Annotated in this window: 19 protein-coding genes; 11 read left to right on the top strand and 8 right to left on the bottom strand. The window is 29.3% G+C overall.

What is annotated here, in order from left to right:
* Positions 1 to 83 precede the first annotated feature (83 nt).
* The 7 genes from H0I27_RS00410 (at position 84) to H0I27_RS00380 (ending at position 6,299) form a co-directional block, all read left to right on the top strand.
* Positions 84 to 923, top strand: a complete 840-nt coding sequence (locus H0I27_RS00410; protein WP_218731989.1) for a universal stress protein — start codon at positions 84 to 86, stop codon at positions 921 to 923.
* Positions 924 to 935: 12 nt separating this feature from the next.
* Positions 936 to 1,322 (top strand): hypothetical protein, encoded by a 387-nt coding sequence (locus H0I27_RS00405; RefSeq protein ID WP_218731988.1) that lies wholly within the window; start codon positions 936 to 938, stop codon positions 1,320 to 1,322.
* Positions 1,323 to 1,403: 81 nt separating this feature from the next.
* Positions 1,404 to 1,706: a ribosome-associated translation inhibitor RaiA gene (gene raiA / locus H0I27_RS00400; protein WP_068447682.1), complete on the top strand. Its 303-nt coding sequence runs from the start codon at positions 1,404 to 1,406 to the stop codon at positions 1,704 to 1,706.
* 273 nt (positions 1,707 to 1,979) lie between these two features.
* Positions 1,980 to 2,831, top strand: a complete 852-nt coding sequence (locus H0I27_RS00395) for a universal stress protein (RefSeq protein ID WP_218731987.1) — start codon at positions 1,980 to 1,982, stop codon at positions 2,829 to 2,831.
* Between the two features lie 88 nt (positions 2,832 to 2,919).
* Positions 2,920 to 3,366, top strand: coding sequence for a hypothetical protein (locus H0I27_RS00390; RefSeq protein ID WP_218731986.1), 447 nt, complete (start codon positions 2,920 to 2,922; stop codon positions 3,364 to 3,366).
* A 234-nt stretch (positions 3,367 to 3,600) separates the two neighbouring features.
* Entirely contained in the window at positions 3,601 to 4,062 is a 462-nt protein-coding gene (locus H0I27_RS00385; protein WP_218731985.1) for a (2Fe-2S)-binding protein, read from the top strand.
* A 20-nt stretch (positions 4,063 to 4,082) separates the two neighbouring features.
* Positions 4,083 to 6,299, top strand: a complete 2,217-nt coding sequence (locus H0I27_RS00380) for a molybdopterin cofactor-binding domain-containing protein (RefSeq protein WP_218731984.1) — start codon at positions 4,083 to 4,085, stop codon at positions 6,297 to 6,299.
* A gap of 328 nt (positions 6,300 to 6,627) precedes the next feature.
* On the opposite strand, the gene H0I27_RS00375 is transcribed toward H0I27_RS00380, so the two are convergent.
* Positions 6,628 to 8,988 (bottom strand): hypothetical protein, encoded by a 2,361-nt coding sequence (locus tag H0I27_RS00375; RefSeq protein ID WP_218731983.1) that lies wholly within the window; start codon positions 8,986 to 8,988, stop codon positions 6,628 to 6,630.
* 198 nt (positions 8,989 to 9,186) lie between these two features.
* The gene (gene metG, locus H0I27_RS00370) at positions 9,187 to 11,241 is read right to left on the bottom strand and encodes a methionine--tRNA ligase (RefSeq protein WP_218731982.1); all 2,055 of its coding nucleotides are present in this window, start codon (positions 11,239 to 11,241) and stop codon (positions 9,187 to 9,189) included.
* 172 nt (positions 11,242 to 11,413) lie between these two features.
* On the opposite strand from metG, the gene H0I27_RS00365 reads away from it, so the two are divergent.
* Complete coding sequence (locus H0I27_RS00365; protein WP_218731981.1) at positions 11,414 to 12,361, top strand: LD-carboxypeptidase; 948 nt, start codon at positions 11,414 to 11,416, stop codon at positions 12,359 to 12,361.
* Here the strand turns inward: H0I27_RS00365 and H0I27_RS00360 are convergent.
* On the bottom strand, positions 12,345 to 12,704 hold the full coding sequence (locus H0I27_RS00360) for a hypothetical protein (RefSeq protein ID WP_218731980.1): 360 nt from the start codon (positions 12,702 to 12,704) through the stop codon (positions 12,345 to 12,347). The two genes, H0I27_RS00365 and H0I27_RS00360, sit on opposite strands and share 17 nt — an antisense overlap.
* Positions 12,705 to 12,818: 114 nt before the next feature.
* Between H0I27_RS00360 and H0I27_RS00355 the strand changes: the two genes are divergently transcribed.
* Positions 12,819 to 13,178: a YraN family protein gene (locus H0I27_RS00355; protein ID WP_218731979.1), complete on the top strand. Its 360-nt coding sequence runs from the start codon at positions 12,819 to 12,821 to the stop codon at positions 13,176 to 13,178.
* 256 nt (positions 13,179 to 13,434) lie between these two features.
* Complete coding sequence (locus H0I27_RS00350; RefSeq protein ID WP_218731978.1) at positions 13,435 to 14,343, top strand: DMT family transporter; 909 nt, start codon at positions 13,435 to 13,437, stop codon at positions 14,341 to 14,343.
* Here the strand turns inward: H0I27_RS00350 and H0I27_RS00345 are convergent, their stop codons facing one another.
* The 3 genes from H0I27_RS00345 to H0I27_RS00335 all read right to left on the bottom strand — a co-directional run bounded on the left by H0I27_RS00345 (position 14,344) and on the right by H0I27_RS00335 (position 16,632).
* Positions 14,344 to 14,835, bottom strand: a complete 492-nt coding sequence (locus H0I27_RS00345; protein ID WP_218731977.1) for a TlpA disulfide reductase family protein — start codon at positions 14,833 to 14,835, stop codon at positions 14,344 to 14,346.
* Positions 14,835 to 16,199 carry a thioredoxin-like domain-containing protein gene (locus tag H0I27_RS00340; protein WP_218731976.1) on the bottom strand — a complete coding sequence of 455 codons (1,365 nt, stop codon included), beginning with the start codon at positions 16,197 to 16,199 and terminating at the stop codon, positions 14,835 to 14,837. Before H0I27_RS00340 ends, H0I27_RS00345 begins: the two co-directional genes overlap by 1 nt.
* Before the next feature lie 82 nt (positions 16,200 to 16,281).
* Positions 16,282 to 16,632, bottom strand: a complete 351-nt coding sequence (locus H0I27_RS00335; RefSeq protein ID WP_165731484.1) for a hypothetical protein — start codon at positions 16,630 to 16,632, stop codon at positions 16,282 to 16,284.
* An 83-nt stretch (positions 16,633 to 16,715) separates the two neighbouring features.
* On the opposite strand from H0I27_RS00335, the gene H0I27_RS00330 reads away from it, so the two are divergent.
* Complete coding sequence (locus tag H0I27_RS00330; RefSeq protein WP_165731485.1) at positions 16,716 to 17,219, top strand: CvpA family protein; 504 nt, start codon at positions 16,716 to 16,718, stop codon at positions 17,217 to 17,219.
* Positions 17,220 to 17,278: 59 nt separating this feature from the next.
* Here H0I27_RS00330 and H0I27_RS00325 read toward each other — a convergent pair whose 3' ends face one another.
* Together H0I27_RS00325 and H0I27_RS00320 are read right to left on the bottom strand one after the other, a co-directional pair.
* On the bottom strand, positions 17,279 to 17,905 hold the full coding sequence (locus H0I27_RS00325) for a carbonic anhydrase (protein ID WP_218731975.1): 627 nt from the start codon (positions 17,903 to 17,905) through the stop codon (positions 17,279 to 17,281).
* 150 nt (positions 17,906 to 18,055) lie between these two features.
* A complete protein-coding gene (locus H0I27_RS00320; protein ID WP_218731974.1) occupies positions 18,056 to 18,685 on the bottom strand; it encodes a carbonic anhydrase family protein in 630 nt (209 codons plus the stop codon).
* Positions 18,686 to 18,717: the final 32 nt, after the last annotated feature.

Below are 18,717 nucleotides of genomic sequence, written 5' to 3'. Positions count from 1 at the left end.
TGTATTAGTGGCCATATGACTAATATCATTTTTTAAAAAGTATTCTAGCAATAAATTTGTCTTTTAGATAAAGATGAATTTAAATGAAAGCAATTTTACTCCCTACAGATTTTTCAGACAATTCTTGGAATGCAATTGAGTATGCTTTAAATTTTTATAAGCACGCAACGTGCAATTTTTATTTGTTACACGTTAATAGGATAAATAATGTTGTAGTAGATGATTATTTCTATGATAACACGCAAGAAGTTATTGTAGATGTAAACATAGAAAATGCAAAAAAACAATTAAAAGGACTTCAGCAAAAAATAGCTCTAAACTTTAATAATAAGAACCATAATTTTTACACTTTAACAGATACTAATTTTTTTATTGAGTCTATAAGACAGCAGGTAGAAGAAAAAAAAATAGATGTTATTGTTATGGGCACCAAAGGAGCTAGTGGCTTTCAAGGATATATTACTGGGAGTAATACGGGAGATGTTATTACAAAGGTAAAATGTACAACCTTAGTAGTACCTGAGAATGCCAAATTTAAGAAAATAGAAGAGGTGGCATTTCCTACAGATTTTTCTTTATATAATGAATTACAAATATTAGAACCAATAATAAAAATCTTAGAAGAAAAAAGCGCGTCTTTAAGGGTTTTAAATATCAGTAAAAAGGTAACCTCATTAAATGAGGGGCAACAAAAAAGTAAAGAACTATTAGAAGATTATCTTTATAATTACCAACACAGTTTTCATTTTTTAACAAATAAAAAAGTAGAAGATGCTGTGCAATGTTTTGTAAATAGTAGAAATATAGATATGATTGCTATGGTGGCAAAAAATCTTAATTATTTTCAACAAATACTATTTCATACCAAGGTAGCGGAAATAAGCTATCATACCGATGTACCTTTTTTAGTACTACATGAATAAAAACAATATGTTATGGATAATTCAATTTTTTTAGCAAAGTTTTGGGGTTATTACTTACTTATTTTTTTCGTTATACTAAGTTTTAATCCAAAAAGGATTAGGCAAATATTTAATGATTTAGAAGATCAAAAATTTCTGATTATTTTTTCTTTTTTAGCCATTATTATTGGATTGATAAATATTCTATTCCATAACATTTGGGAGCCTAATTGGAAACTTATAATTACCCTAATTGGTTGGTCATCATTACTTATAGGGTTATCTCTTTTTAGTATTCCTAAGCAAACCATACATTGGTTAAAACTTGTAAATATTAGATTTGTACAGGCAATTTATACACTACTTTTTCTAATAGGTTTATACTTATTAAATATTGCATATGCTATTATAATAATTTAATTAAAAAGGATTATCTTAGAACTACATATGAAACGATAGGTTTCAATAATTTTTTTATTAATAACTAAAAACACCATAAAGATGAAAATGAATATTCAATTTGTTAACATGTCTACAAGTGAAACTATGGAAGCTTATACAGAAAAAAAGCTAGATGGTTTGGTTAAAAAATTCGAAACAATTATTAAAGCAGATGTGTTTTTTAAAAAGGAAAATGATTCTAAAAACAAAGGCGTAATTTGTGAAATAGAATTAAGTGCACCAGGACCAAGATTATTTGCATCTTCAAATGAAAAAAATTACGAGCTTGCTGTAAAAAATACTATTTCAGATTTAGAAAAGCAATTACAAAAGAGAAAAGCAATTACAAAACCTTATCTGTAAATACAGATAAATGCTCGGTTAAATTATCATCAGGCTAATAAAGACTTTTTTTAGTCTGATAATAATTCTGCAACAGATGTGCTTTATCTTTCTGATAGATATTTAACTCTTTATTAAGGAGAATCTAAGAAATTTAGAGGTCCATTTTATACTTAAAAAGCAACACATTCTATTTTAAAACCATATAGATAAAATAAATTTATAGGTAAAAATCTCTTCTAGGAAGATTATGGAATAGGAAATGTAATTAAGAATTTATTAAAAACAAACATCATGAAAAATATACTTTTACCTACAGATTTTTCAGATAACTCATGGAATGCAATTCAATATGCAATTCAATTATTTAAGGACGAAAAATGTAATTTCTTTATAATGAATACTTATACACCAATGATTTATGATGTAGAGTATATGAACCCAGGTGTTGAAGGTTTTAATTTAGTTGATGTTGTAAAAAACACATCAGAGGAAGGACTTGATAAACTTCAACAAAAAATTGAAAATCAATTTAAAAACCCAAACCATACGTATCGTAAAATAGCTTCATTTAATACTTTAACAAATGAGATAGAAGAGTTGCATAAAAAACATGTAATGGATCTTATTGTAATGGGAACCAAAGGAGCAACGGGTTTAACCGAAATTTTATTTGGTTCTAACACCGTGCATATCATTAAAAATGCAAAATGCCCAGTGTTAGCAATACCAAGTAATTATGCTTTTGAAGCTCCTAATGAAGTATTATTTCCTTCGGACTATGAAGTTTCTTTTAATGAAAAACAAACAAAGTTAATTGTAGATATTGGCCTTTCTAATAGTTCTAGAATAAATATAATAAACACTACTTATGGTGATGATTTATCTAAAAATCAAATAGAAAATAAACAGAAGTTAGATAAAATATTAAAAAATGTTACCCATTTATTCTATAGTGTAAGCAACCAAAGTGTAACAGGTGCAATTTCTGAATTTCAATTAAAAATGCGAATAAATCTGTTAGTGATGATAAACAATAAGCATTCTTTTTTCGAAAATCTATTTTTTAAATCAACTATTAGTCAAATAGGTTTTCACTTAAATGTACCTTTCTTAGTAATTCCTTCAGGGGAAAAGACAATCTAATTTAGATGATATTAATCATTTTATAAGCTTGTTATTTTAGGTAAATTAGGGGTAGATAAGTTTTTTAGTGTAGAATTTAATACTATTTATGATGAAAATTAAACATGTAAATACAAGTTATATAAAATGGTTAAGTGCAGAAGAAATGCATAATGATTCTAAAGAATGGCGTTTAGAATTAGAATTTTTAAATGATGAATATCTCTTTTTCGAAGACTTAATAAAATGGAACACGCTTCAGTTAATCGATTTTCAATCTTATGGTAAGAGTAAAGAAATTATTGAGAAATTAAGTAACTCTATAAAGACAAATGATGCATTAATTCAATTGGTTCAAAAACATGAAAATAGCCTCGAAGTTATAGATATTAAGGCTGATAAACAAAAAGAAACTTATAAGAACGAGCATAAAACACTACTTATTTTATTTAAAAATCACTTAAAAGAACATAGAGAGTTAAAACTAAATTTATTTGATATTTTAAAAAAGATAAAGAAGACAGAAAAACAAAAACGAATTATAGATGTGGAGTAAAGAAATAGTAAGATAAAGCTGCGTAAAATTGATTTGAAAAAGTTGAATCCACCCTTTCTTAGGGTGGATTTTTTTTAGCTTTAAACTGTTTTTTAAACTACTATAGTGTTGTTGTTTAGGTGATTATGGATTTTTTTTGTTAAAATAATCCCAAAATGTATTCATTTAACTTCTAGTTAAAATAACAAAAGCAATTTTTTGTAACTTCCAACATCAATTTAAAACCGACTTTCTATGCCAAATTATACACTTCATATTAACGGAACAGCCCGAAAAGTATCTGCAGATGCAGACACTCCATTGTTATGGATTTTAAGAGATGAATTCAATTTGGTAGGTACAAAATTTGGTTGCGGTATTGCACAATGTGGTGCTTGTACAGTTCATATAGATGGTGTTGCAACAAGAAGTTGTCAAATGCAAGTTTCTATTTTAGATGATGTAAAAATTACCACTATAGAAGGGTTGTCAACTGAAGGTAAACATCCAGTACAAGAAGCTTGGAAAGAGATTGATGTGCCACAATGTGGATATTGCCAAGCGGGACAAATAATGACTGCTTCTGCTTTTTTATCAGAAAATAAAAATCCTTCAGAAGAAGAAATTAGAGAAGCCATGCACGGTAATATTTGTAGATGCGCTTCTTATAATAGAATTGAAAAAGCGGTAAAAGTTGCTGCAAATAAAATGTCTTAATCATAAAACTACTTCACAAAATGGAATCTATATCAAAGAATAATTTTAGCAGAAGAAACTTTTTAAAGACATCAGTTTTAGCAAGTGGTGGTTTATTAATTGGGTTTAATTTATTAACAGCTTGTAAACCAGAAGCAGTAATGCCTGTGGATATTACAAAATTAAACTTCAATGATTTTAATGCATTTATCAAAATTTCTGATGATGGCTATGTCACTATTTTTTCTCCGAACCCAGAAATAGGGCAAGGTGTAAAAACAGCAATGCCTATGCTTATTGCAGAAGAATTAGATGTAGAATGGAGTAAGGTAAACGTAGCTCAAGGTAATTTAGACACTAATAATTTTACCAGACAATTGGCTGGTGGAAGTCAGTCTATTCGTTTTGGTTGGGATGCTTTAAGGCAAACAGGAGCAACTACTAAACAAATGTTGATAAACGCTGCAGCTACAAAATGGGGTGTAGATGCCAATACGTGCAAAGCATCAAAAGGAATTATTACCAATGCCAATGGAGACACATTAGGTTATGGAGATGTTGTTAAAGAAGCTGCATTATTAGAAGTTCCGGAGAATGTAGCGTTAAAAGAAACGAAGGATTATACCATTATTGGTCAAGAAATTGTAAATGTAGATATTGATAAAATTATCACTGGAAAACCTCTCTTTGGGTTGGATTATAAAACAGATGGAATGGTGATTGCAACTGTTTTAAGACCACCAGCTTTCGGGCAAATATTAGAAAGTTTTGATGCTACAGCCGCAAAAAAAGTAAAAGGCGTTATTGATGTAATTACTATTGGTGATAAGATAAGACAGTATGTGGCATCTGGTAAGACAAATTGGACATTTACCATGTCTGAAACAGATAAGGTGGTTGTTATTGCAGAAAATACTTGGGCGGCAATAAAAGGAAAAAAAGCACTTACTGCAATTTGGAAAGAAGATAGTAATTTAGAATCTACAGAAAACCATGATACAGTTTTAACCGATATTTTAGATGGAAAAAAACTAAATACAAGAAGAGAAGATGGAGATGTAAAAAAGGCTTTTGCCACTGCAGATAAAGTGATTGAAAAAACATATCATTCTCCTTTTTTACCACACAATTGTATGGAGCCCATGAATTTTTATGCTGATGTTACATCAGAAAAAATACATTTAGCGGGACCTGTACAAACACCAGAATTTGCAGCAAATGTAGTTGCAGATTTATTAGATTTTGATATCGAAAAAATCTCTTTAGAAATGACCAGAATGGGTGGTGGTTTTGGTAGAAGATTGTACGCTGATTTTGTGTATGAAGCTGCAGAAATATCTAATGCAATTAAGAAACCTGTAAAATTGGTTTCTACCAGAGAAGATGATATGACAACGGGAGTTTATAAGCCAGCTGTAAAATATAGAATAAAGGCAGCTTTAAAAGACGGAAAGGTAACTGGTTATCATTTAAAGGAAGCCGCCGTAAATGGAAACATGTACGGATTGATCCCTAACTTTTTTCCTGCAGGATGTATCCCTAACTATAAAGTAGAAACAGGTAGTTATAATAGCAATATAACAACCGGAGCATGGAGAGCTCCTTACACCAATTTTTTAGCGTTTGCAGAACAAAGTTTCTTTGATGAATTAGCAGCAGAATTAAATATAGACACCATTCAATTACGTTTAGATTTATTGCAGTCTGTAAAAGGATCTACCGATGAAAAGATTGAATATTCTGGACAAAGAATGGAAGATACTATTAAATTAGTGAGAGAAAAAGGAAATTGGGGTAAAACAAAAGAAGGTGTTTACCAAGGTTTTTCTGCTTATTATAGCCATAATACACACGTTGCGGAAATTGCCGAAATAGTGTTAAAAGATGGTTTTCCTGTAGTTAAAAAAGTAACTGTTGCCGTAGATTGTGGTATTGTTGTAAACCCAACGGGAGCAAGGAATCAGGTAGAAGGTGGTGTTTTAGATGGAATAGGGCATGCTATGTATGCAGGTTTCTCTTTTAAAGACGGAAAACCAAATGCAAAAAACTTTGATACATATCGTTTAATTAGAATGCAAGAAACGCCAAAAGTAGTAGTTCATTTTGTAGAAAATGATTTATCTCCAACCGGATTAGGAGAACCAGGTTTACCACCAGCAGGAGGCGCAGTGGCAAATGCAATTAACGCTGCATTGGGTAAGAGACTATATCGTCAGCCTTTTGTTAATGAATTGAATAAGAGTGAAATTTTAGGATAGTTAAAAGCATTATTAAAGTAAAATGAAAATCGCCAAAATAAATTAATGTTTTGGCGATTTAACAAAAGTGAGGGTAACTTTTATTTGTTAAAAATTATAGGGATTTCTTAACATGTTACTTCTCTAATATCTTTAAGGTAAAAATGTTTTTCTACTACAAATTTAATTCATTAGGTATTAGAAAAAATATTAATTCGTTAAAAAGAACATAACTTTCTGTGAATTGTTTGTGATTATCGGTGAAAAGTTAAACTTTAAGATGCATTTTTTGAATAAAATTCAATTATTATTAATAAATAAGGCATAGTTTTTAAAAGAACTAATTCTATTATTCTACATCAATTGATAGCTTCTTAGAAATAAACTGACCATCTGCAGTAATTCCTTCAACAAATAGATTCACATTTTTTTGATCCGTATTTTTAAATGTTACTTTTAAAGTTCCGTCTTCTTGAATTTTGTTCTTTGGGAGCCAATCTATAACACCATAACTTCTATAAAATGAGTTTTGATAATTTTTATATTTTGGCACATAAAACTTTTTAGAAGAGCTAAATGTAATAGGGAAATTAAACTTTCTTACAGTCTTTTTTTTATTTACGGAATTTAATAAAGGATCTGTTTGTATTCTTATAACACCCCCAGCACCATATGCTAGACCACCAGATAAATCTCGTAAATTAATGTCTATATATTCCACATTATAAAGATTATAGTAGAATAATAAACGTCTACTTGTTACTTGAAAACCATCTAGAAAGAAAGTTATTGGAGATTTATTTGAGCGATTTATTGCTACTATTTGTCCAGATTTAAAGTCGTCGTAAGCATAAATACCAGGTTTAAAACCTATAAAATTCGCAAGTGTTCGGTTTTTATCAAAATCATTTAATAGGAAGAAACTTCCCATAGATTGGTTTCTGAGTTTTTCAATTCTTTGTTCTTTTAAGTTTACTTTTACAGAAATTTCATCTAAAGTATTTGTTTTATTTAAAAAATAAAAATTAGAATAATTTTCAACTTTAGGATCACTGTAGTATATTTTAGATTCTAATACTTCTTTTGTCTCATCTAGTTTTGGAATATGATTTGGATAATATTGAATATAAAGAGGAGGTCCTTCAAGTTTCTTTTTTTTATTTATTTTTGAAATGAATAGATTCTCATTATTCATAGGGAAATAAGAATACAATTGAAAAGATTTTACTTCTTCTTTAAAACTTAAAATATTTCCATTTCTATTAGATAAATGATGAATTAAATAATCACTTTCGTTTTCAACATTAGGAATATTTACTTTTATACTTATTCCTTTTTCAAATTGATGTATTCTGTTTTGTTCTTTATCTGTGATAGATTTCCAATCAAAACTACTCCAACCTTGAGTAATCAACAGATTGTCTAAATCATATTTTTTTTGGTCGTTGATGTTTTTAAAATAATAGCCTCCATTTTCTACAATGCCTTTTAAATAAGGGTTTAAAAGTGTTTGAGAAATGATATTTGAACTTTTATTATAAGATTTAGTTCTTTTTGGAAGTATAGAAATACTTGCATTACTATTTTTAAAATTAATTTTATCATCAAATTTTAAATAAACTTCTAAAGAGTCTTTTACTGTTTTTACAGAAGTTTTATTAAAATCTAAAAGAGGTAATCCTTCGTAATTAAAAAATAATCTTTCGGCTATAGGGTTGTTTTGGTCATCAACTAAAGTAAAAATATTTACTCCATAAGCTAAATTATCAAGTTTTATATTTTTAATTATAGAGGTATTTTTTACGAATTTAATTTTTAGTTTATTTATTTTTTCACCGTTATGAAAATTCAAAAAATAATCTTTGTTTTTAATTTTTGGCAAGGAATTTTTATTGGTAATTAAAGAAACAAAGATCTCTTCTTGGTTTTTTGTAATTTTTAGTAAAATGCCATTTATTTTGGTATTTGTATTAATAGGTTTCGTTATTTTTTGTCCATTAAATTTTATACTAGCATAGTATTTTTTGTTTTTTTCAATAGTAAAAGACGTTCTACCAATACCTAATTTATTTAATTTAAAATCTCCTATTATAAGGTTGTTTTCTAGTATTTCTCCAGAAATATTAGGAATTCCATATCCTAAACTATCTTTTGCAATTATACCAATTGTGTTGTGAACATTATTTAAAAAAGTACCACTTTCAGGTAAAAACTGAATGTCGATTTTATCATTTTCAGTAATGTTGATTTTTTTATTTGGTTTACCAGGAGCAATAATTTTAATTGTTTCTATAAAGTAATTTTGTTCCTTAAAGTTTAACATCCAGTTTGTGTATGTCTTAACCTTATAGCTTCCTGTTGTAAAAACGGAATCTATTTTAAAACTACCGGATGCAATACCGTTTTCAACTTTTACCAGTTTTTCTTTTAAAACATTATCTTTTTTATCTGTAATAACACAGTAAAGATTGGTTGTTAAAAGAGAGGGTTTTTTTGTTTTTTTATTGAAAACATAAGAAGTAAAACCTATTTCTTCCCCTTTAATGTAGGTCGATTTATTTAGATGAGAATACACCGTTTCTTTATAATCTAACGGAACATTTTTATCAATGTTTTGATTGATTTTACTTTGTCCTTGAAAAAGAAGAATTGAAAAAAAAATAAAATAAAGTGTTGCTGTAAGCTTTTTGCTAAGTTGTTTTTTTTTCATAGTTTTTTTCAGAATTAGCATCAATATTCATGCCGTATTTGAATAAAATGTAAGTAAAATTGATTTTTATTATGTGTTTATTAGTTTTTTATGAAAAATTAACTAATTTTTCATAATTCTAAAAATTATGTGATAATAAAAAAGCCATTGACTTTCAGATGAAAATCAATAGCTTTTAACTATTTGTATTTTTAGTGATTAACTTACTTGTTGTCCGTTTTTAACTTCTTTTTCTGGTTCTACAAATGCTAATTTCCCATCAGGAGTATCTGTCATTAAAATCATTCCTTGGCTTTCTACACCTCTTATTTTTCTTGGCGCTAAGTTTACCAAAACAGACACTTGTTGCCCAATAATATCTTCTGGCTTAAAACTTTCTGCAATACCAGAAACAATTGTTCTTGTATCTATACCAACATCAACTTTTAGTTTTAAAAGCTTTTTAGTTTTTGCTACTTTTTCTGCTTCTAAAATAGTACCAATTCTAATATCTAATTTGGTAAAATCATCAAAGTCAATCGTTTCTTTTTGAGGTTCTACCACTTTGTTTTCTTGTTCGTTGGCAATTTTTGTAGCTTCTAATTTTTCAATTTGAGCTTCTATCGTTTTATCTTCAATTTTAGAAAATAATAATTCAGCTTTATTTATTTGATGATTTTCTGCAAGTAAAATATCTTTTTCAGTAATATCTGTCCAAGAAAGTGTTTCATCAAGATTTAAAATACCTTTTAATTTTGCTGATGTAAAAGGGATAAAAGGTTCTGAAGTTACAGCTAAAGCCGCAGAAATTTGTAACGCAACATACATAATTGTTTGTACACGTTCTGCATCTACTTTTATCACTTTCCAAGGTTCTTCATCTGCTAAATACTTGTTACCAAGTCTTGCTAAATTCATTAATTCTTGGCTAGCTTCTCTAAATCTGTAACGTTCTATAGATTTACCAATAATATTTGGAAACTCTTTTAGAGCAGCTAAAACATCTTCATCTACTTCTGTAAAATCATTAGGTGCTGGTACAATTCCGTTATAATATTTGTTGGTTAAAACGACAACTCTGTTGATAAAGTTACCAAAAATGGCTACCAATTCGTTGTTGTTTTTTGCCTGAAAATCTTTCCAAGTAAAATCGTTGTCTTTACTTTCTGGTGCATTTGCCGTTAGTGTATAACGTAAAACATCTTGCTGATTTGGAAATTCTTCTAAATACTCATGCAACCAAACCGCCCAGTTTTTAGAAGTCGATAATTTATTTCCTTCTAAATTTAAAAATTCATTGGCAGGCACGTTGTCTGGTAAAATATAATCTCCGTGTGCTTTTAACATCGCAGGAAAAATAATACAGTGAAAAACAATATTGTCTTTTCCTATAAAATGAACAAGTTTCGTATCGTCTTTTTTCCAATAGTCTTCCCAGTTTTTTCCTTCTCTCGCAGCCCATTCTTTGGTTGATGAAATGTAACCAATAGGTGCATCAAACCAAACATATAAAACTTTGCCTTCTCCGCCTTTTACAGGTACAGGAATTCCCCAATCTAAATCTCTAGTTACGGCTCTTGGTCTTAAACCATCTTCTACCCAACTTTTTACTTGTCCGTAAACATTAGGTTTCCAATCTTTTTTATGACCTTCTAAAACCCATTCACGTAAAAAAGCTTCGTGTTTATCTAAAGGTAAAAACCAGTGTTTTGTTTCTTTTAAAGTAGGAGTATTACCAGTAATAGCAGATTTAGGGTTGATTAAATCTGTTGCGTTATGACTTGTTCCACAGCTTTCGCATTGATCTCCGTAACTTTCTTCGAAACCACATTTTGGGCAAGTTCCTACCACAAATCTATCTGCTAAAAATTGATTTGCTTCTGCATCGTACAATTGTTCAGAAGTTTCTTCTATAAACTCACCATCATTATACATCTTTGTAAAAAACTCTGAGGCAGTTTTATGATGAATTTCTGCTGAAGTTCTCGAATAGTTGTCAAAAGAAATTCCGAAATCTTCAAAAGATTTTTTGATGATTCCGTGGTATTTATCGATAATTACTTGCGGAGAAACTCCTTCTTTTTTTGCTCTCATTGGTATGGCAGCACCATGCTCATCAGAACCAGAAATATAGGCAACGTCATTACCAGTTAATCGTAAATAACGTGCATAAATATCTGCAGGAACGTAAACGCCTGCTAAATGCCCAATATGTATTGGACCGTTTGTATATGGTAATGCGGCAGTAATTGTATATCTTTTAGGAGCACTCATGTGTTCTGTGTATTAATTATGTACTGATTTTTGAAGTGCAAAAGTACGAAAAAGAGACTTTTAAAAACCATTGAAAATTGATACATTTACAGGAAATAGATTTTTACTAGATTAGAACCCATAAATAAGACATATTTTGAATAAAAAAACACTTTTTACACTTGCACTCTTTATGATTTTTTCAACAATATATGCACAAGAAAAATTAATTACACCAGCTTATTTACAACCAGGAGATACGATTGCAATTCTTGCACCTGCTGGAATTTTAAAAAATAGAGAAGCAACCATATATAGAGCTAAAAAAATGGCCGAAAGTTGGGGTTTAAAAGTGATTTTAGGGAAACATATTTTTAATCAGAATAGTCATTTTGCTGGTACAGATAACGAAAGAGCTGAAGATTTTCAAAACGCATTAGACAACCCAAATATTAAAGCAATTTGGTCGGGTCGTGGCGGTTACGGTTCTGTGAGGGTTTTAGATAAATTAGATTATAGTGCTTTTCTAAAACAGCCTAAATGGATCATTGGGTATTCAGATATTACAGCTTTTCATAGCCATATTCATAATTTAGGCGTAGAAACGATGCATGCAATGATGGGGACAAGTGTAGATGAGAAACCAGCGTTAATTGTAGAAACAGTAGCTAGTTTTAAAACAGCAATTTTTGGCAAGCAATTAAAGTACACGATTCCTTCTTCTAATTACAATAAAAATGGAGTGGTATGCGGACAAATAGTAGGAGGAAACCTTGCATTATTATCCTCTATGTTGGGATCCAACAGTCAGATAGATACCAGTGGAAAGATTCTTTTTATTGAAGAAATTGGTGAGTATAAATATTCTATAGATAGAATGTTACAAAGTTTAAAGCGTGCTGGTTATTTTGATAATTGTGCGGGTTTAATTATTGGTGATATTTCTAAAATCAAGAGTAATTCTACTAATTGGGGTAGCTCTATAGAACAACTTGTTTTAGATGTTGTAAAAGAGTATGATTTTCCTGTGATGTTTGATTTTCCTGCAGGACACGAACCAGATAATAGAGCTTTAATTTTTGGAAGGAATATTCAGTTAACTGTTGGCTCTGGACAGAGTTCTGTTATTTTTGAAGAATAGATTTTATTTTAAATAGAGAAGTATCTAAGTCATTGTAAAGTTTTAAAAAACGTTGTTTACGGTTTTCTTGTTGTTTAAATTCTTTGCCTTTAGAACCACCGATGATGTTTAACCATCTGTATTTTTGATGATTATGATTTTCTTCATTTAAATTGAAATCAATTTTTACAATTTCTTGTTTTATCTCTTCTGATGATAAAAGATTATTGATGTTGTTTATAAACAGTTTTATTTCAATTTTTAACTGATTGATTTCATCATCTGTAATAATTTTATCATTAGAATGTCTTAAGCACTCCGTTTTTAGAAATTCCAAATATTTAATCAAGGTTTCTTCACTCATAGTTTATAAAAGTAATCAATATTGTGTAAATTAACACATTGGTAATTTCATTTAATAATAATTTAAGGTTTAGTTATGACTGAAAACTGCCACTGAATACTGTAAACTCATAATATGGCAGAACACAACGAGCTTGGTAAAAAAGGAGAAAAATTAGCCATTGCGTTTTTGTTAAAAAACGACTATAAAATTTTAGAAACAAACTACCGATATTTAAAGGCTGAAGTAGATATTATTGCTCAAAAAGGAGGAGTATTAGCTGCTGTTGAGGTAAAGACAAGAAGTTCAGACTATTTTGAAGAACCACAAGATGCTGTAAAAGCTAAAAAGATTAAATTATTAGTTTCTGCAATCGATTATTATGTGGTAGAAAAAGATTTAGATGTGGAGGTTCGGTTTGATATCATTGCCATTATTCATCAAAAAAATAAAACAAAAATTGAGCATTTAGAAGATGCTTTTCTACATTTTTAATCGCAGGGCGATAGCCAAGTATTTAATACCCCATAGACTTTCCTATAAATGAAAAGTATTAGTATCGGAAGCATACTCCTTGCCAGTGTAGTTTATCAAGGTTGTTTATTAAGTTTTTGACAATCGATATTTTATAGTGCTAAACGTATTTAGGTAAATCTAAATCTCAGAATTAATGGCGTAGATGTCTTTCTGAACATCGTAATTGTTTAATTCTAAAACAACTTTATAAAACGGTAAGTTTTAGTTTCGTTTTATGATGAAAAAAAACTTTTGGTTGGGTGTTTTCTTAGGTGTCTTGGGCATTGTGCTTTTTTCTTCTAAAGCGGTAATGGTTAAGCTTGCATACAAGTATAATGTAGATGCAATAACCATGTTGTTGTTAAGAATGTTATTTTCCTTTCCGTTTTACGTAGTGATTGCCTATTTATACCGAAATAAAAATAAGGAGATCAAAACTACCAAAAGTGATTATTATTGGGTGGTATTTTTTGGGGTAGTAGGTTATTATCTAGCAAGCTATTTCGATTTTGAGGGTTTAACTTATATTAAAGCGAGTTTAGAACGTATTATTCTATTTGTGTACCCCACAATTGTAATTTTATTAAATAGACTTTTTTTTAAGCAGCCGATTACTAAATTTCAAGCTTTAGCCATCTTTTTATCCTATTTAGGAATTGTAATTGCTTTTTCTGATGAAGTAGATGTTTCTGGAAACAACGTTTATTTAGGAGGCTTTTTTGTGCTTTTAAGCGCTATAACCTATGCTTCTTATTTGGTTGGAAGTGGTTGGTTAATTCCTAAATTCGGAGTTGTAAAATTTACAGCGTATGCCATGTTAGTTTCTTGTTTTTGTGTGTTTATACACTTTAGTTTTATGGGAGAAACAGATTTGTTTAATTTGCCTTGGCAAGTATATGGTTTCGGACTTTTAATTGCTGTTTTTGCAACGGTAATTCCTTCGTTTTTAGTAAGTACTTCTATAAAAATGATTAGCTCCTCAAATTTTGCAATTGTGGCTGGTGTTGGGCCAATATCTACTATTGTTTTAGCCTCTTTTTTCTTAGGAGAAAGATTAACGTTACTTCAGTTTTTAGGAGCATTTTTAGTAGTCATTGGTATTGTGATTACTTCTTTAAAGCAAGCAAAGAATAAGAAAACGTAATTACTTTAATGCTTCAATAATAGCTTTTCTTAAATCCTTGTCATTAGATTTTTTACTGCCACTATCTATGTATGCAATTTTCCCTTTTTTGTTGATGATAAAATAGGATGGATAAACTTGTTGTTTATTAAATTTCTGACTAACATCCATCGCAGAATAGGCTATTTTAAAGCTAAATGGATGCACTTTTAGCAATTTTTCTATAACAGGTTTTCTATCTAAAGCAGGTGCAATAAAAAGAATGTCATCTCTCTTTTTAAACTCTTCTACAAGGTTGTTTAACTTAGGAATATCTGTTAGGCAAGGCATGCAAGAGGTAAACCAAAATTTTAAAACAACTACCTTTTCTTTGGTGTCATTATTTGTTAATTGACTGCCGTCTGTAAGCCATAACTTAAAATCTGGAGCAGTATCATCAATTTTAAAAAACTGTTGACTTGCAGCAGAAAAATGAATAAATAAAACTAAAAGAATAAGTAGTTTTTTAGTCATTATTTCTTATTAAAAAATAGTTTTACATCTTTAAAATGTTCTGGTTTTGCAATGATTTTTTTGTTAGTATCTAAAATAAAATAGCTAGGAGTAGAAACAATGTTATAAGTTCTAGCAGTTTTATTTTCCCATTTATTTAAACCTAAAACATGGTGCCAATTTGGTAATGTTTTCTTGAAACTATTCCAACCGTAACTATCACTCTCCAAAGAATAAGCAATTACTTTTACTTGGTCGTTTTCGGTTAAAAAGGTATGTACTTGTGGTATTTCGGTTAAACAATGTGAGCACGTAGTACTCCAGAAAATTAATAGATAGTTTTCTGCATCATTTAATTTAGAAAGGGTTAATTGTTTGCCGTCTTCTTTCCATGTGAAATCTGGTGCAATTCGGCCAAATTCTGCAGCAAATAACGCCTCTTTTCCTTCTTTAAACTCTTTGTCTTGTAAGTTAGTAGGTAATTTATAATAATAGTTATCAAACAAATAATCTATTAATTCAAGGTTCATATCCGATTCAAACTGGTTGATTAAAAACTCAATGATTTCCTTTTTATAAGAAATGTTACCAATCTTAGAAAAAACTTTATCTACAGATTGTTTATATAATTTTTGTTGTGTTGCTGGATCTGGAGAGTAATTGATGTAAAAAACATAATCGGTAATTTTATCTGTAATAAAAGCAGAGTTTACTAGCGTTTTGTTATTAAAGTCTATAGGGTCAAAAAAAGAATCAATCATATTAGACATATAGTTCTCTGGAGTTTCTATTATTTCTGGAAGATTATTTCTTTTTGAGGCTTTAATAAAAGGCTGTACATACATTCCGTTTGAAGCTTCTAAATACCCTTTCTGAATATTATTTACCTTTTTTAAAGCCTCTTTGTATTCGTTTTTTAAATTTAAACCTTGGTTTTGTAAAACTGCAACTTGTATAGAGTCTAATGTTGCTTGTGCTGTAGAAATTGTATCTACATAATCCTTATACAACATGTTTTCTTTAGAGGTTGTATAAGTGACTGTTTGGTTTGCGTATTCTGGGTGAAAACCAAAATTTACATCTTCTTTATTAAAAACAAAATCTAGAAAACCTGCATTTTCCAATCTATACGTTATTCTATAAGAACCTACTTTTGTGTTTTCTGGAAGTGTAAAACTAAAGCTACCTATTGCTTGTTTTTTTCCTTGAATAGCAACAGAATCTATTTTAATTTTTGTGTTTTGTATAAACTTTTGTGTTGCTCCTTCTATTTTGTATAAAATAACCCAATCTGTATCTATTGTAGGAGACATGGTTCCGTTAACAGTATATTGTGCTTGTGCAAATGAAGAAATTAAGAATATAAGAGCGAGTATTTTTTTCATCTTTCTAAATTGATTTTTTGGTCTTGTTAAACTATTTTCAAGAAGCATACCAAAAGTACTATTTCTCTATTTTAAAGTCTTATTAATAATTTAAAGCTTCAAAATAATTAATAATAGCTTCTTTCATTAATACCGTTTGTTCACCAGGTTTTAAGTTTGGTAACTCTGTTAGTGTTTTATAATGTGGCCAAGTATCATCATCATAATAATCGAATTCGTAATAGCCATAAGGTTCTAAAAGCTTACAAATGGCAATATGCATAAGGTTTACTTTTTCGTCTTTTTTAAATTCTCTTTGTCCTTGTCCTAATTCTTGTACACCAATTAAATAGATAATTCCATCCATATTTAATTCGTCTCCATCTGCAAATTGATTGGTTAATTTACTAACTAACAATTCCCATTTTTCTTTTAAGGTGAGTGTTTTTGGCATCTTACTTTTTTTATAAGTTGTAAAGATACAACTGGCATTTTTAAATTGACAAAAAATTATGTAGGTTTGATAAAATTAATTTCATGAATATTTTTGACATTGTTATAGCTTCTTTATTACTTTTTGGTTTTGTTAGAGGGTTATTAAAAGGCTTATTTGTTGAAGTTGCTTCTTTGGTAGGACTTATTGGTGGTGTGTATGGTGCAATTCATTTCTCTTATTTTGTTTCAGATTTTTTAAAAGAGTATGTTTCTTGGAATCCAGAATATATTTCTTTAGCGGCTTTTGCCGTTACTTTTGTTATAATTATTTTAGTAATTGCACTGCTAGGAAAAGCATTGACTAAAATAGCAGATTTTGCTTCTTTAGGAATTTTAAATAAAATATTGGGTGGTGTATTTGGCGCCTTAAAAATAGGATTGATACTAAGTGTTGTTTTCATTTTTTTTGGTAAAATGAATGATACAATTCCTTTTGTAGAAAAGGAAACATTGCAAGAATCTATTTTATATGCTCCAGTTAAAAAGGTAGCACCTACTATTTTTCCATCAATAATAAAGGAAGAAGAACAAGATAAAGCTTTATAAAAATTGCATAAACTTTACGGCAATAAGAAACCCAAGGAATTTTCCTTGGGTTTTATTTTTTAATCCAAATGATAAATTTTCATAATATCATTTAGGTATTTTTCGAAATCAATTTTTAGATCAATTAATTTACCTGTATGTACATCAAAAACCCAACCATGTACTTTTAAACCACGATCTCTATATGCTTTCTGTACAGCCGCTGTTTTAATAAGGTTTACACATTGTTCTTTTACGTTTAATTCTACCAAACGTTCGTATTTTTTTTCTTCGTTTTCAATAGCATTTAATTCTGTAGCATGAATTCTATACACGTCTCTAATATTACGTAACCAAGGGTTTAAAATACCAAGATCTGCAGATTGCATAGCAGCTTTAACGCCACCACAACCATAATGGCCACAAACAATAACATGGCTTACTTTTAAATGATCTACGGCATAATTAATTACAGACATTACGTTTAAGTCTATACTAATAACCATATTCGCAATATTTCTATGCACAAAAACTTCTCCAGGTTTTGCTCCCATTAGTTCTTCTGCGGTAGCTCTACTGTCTGAACAACCAATGTATAGTAACTCTGGTTTTTGACCTTTCCCTAATTCTTCAAAATAGTTTTTATCTGTAGCTAATTTTTCTTTAACCCAATTTTCATTGTTCTTAAATACAGTTTCTAAGTTCATTATTAAAGTTTTAGTTAGTATTTTTTAGTTTATACTTTTTCTAATTGCACATTTATATATGATTATGCTGTGCATTAATAATGGAAAGGTAATTATTATAACTTAATAAAAGAGGCTTGTGCTCCCTCTTTTATTAAGCTGTTTTATTTTTTAATTGATAAAATTAACAGATCCATCATTAATATTGTACATAGCTCCAACAATCATAATTTCACCACTTTCTTCCATTGTTGTTAAAACTTCACTCTCGCGTCTAATTCTTTCAATCGTTAATTCTACATTTCTGGCAGCAACATTATCCACAAAATCTAAGTTAGATGATGTTCTAGAACTAGCTTCTTTTGGCTCTAAAACAGCGTTTACGGCTGGTTTAATATTGTTAAGCATTGCAGTTAAGTTTCCTAATTTTGCATTGTCGCAAGCACCTTTTATGGCGCCACAACTTGTGTGTCCTAGAACTACAACAAGTTTTGTTCCAGCAAGTTTACAACCAAACTCCATAGATCCTAAAATATCTTGGTTTACAAAGTTACCTGCAATTCTAATACTAAAAACATCTCCTAAACCTTGATCAAAAATTAACTCTGCAGAAACTCTAGAGTCGATACAACTTAAAATTGTAGCAAAAGGAAATTGACCTGTACTTGTATCATTTACTTGTTCTAATAAGTTTCTATGTGCCTTTAAGTTATCTTGAAATCTTTGGTTTCCTTCTGTTAAAAAATTTAACGCTTTTTTAGGCGTCATTGTTGCTTGTGTTTCTTTAGTATGTGCTTTCATGTTCTTTATGTTTTGTATTAAAGAAACGTTTG

Origin of the sequence: Polaribacter sp. HaHaR_3_91, assembly GCF_019278525.1 — a bacterium.
GTDB lineage: Bacteria > Bacteroidota > Bacteroidia > Flavobacteriales > Flavobacteriaceae > Polaribacter.
The sequence above is the reverse complement of the archived record's forward strand: the minus strand, read 5'-3'. Positions and strand labels throughout refer to the sequence as shown.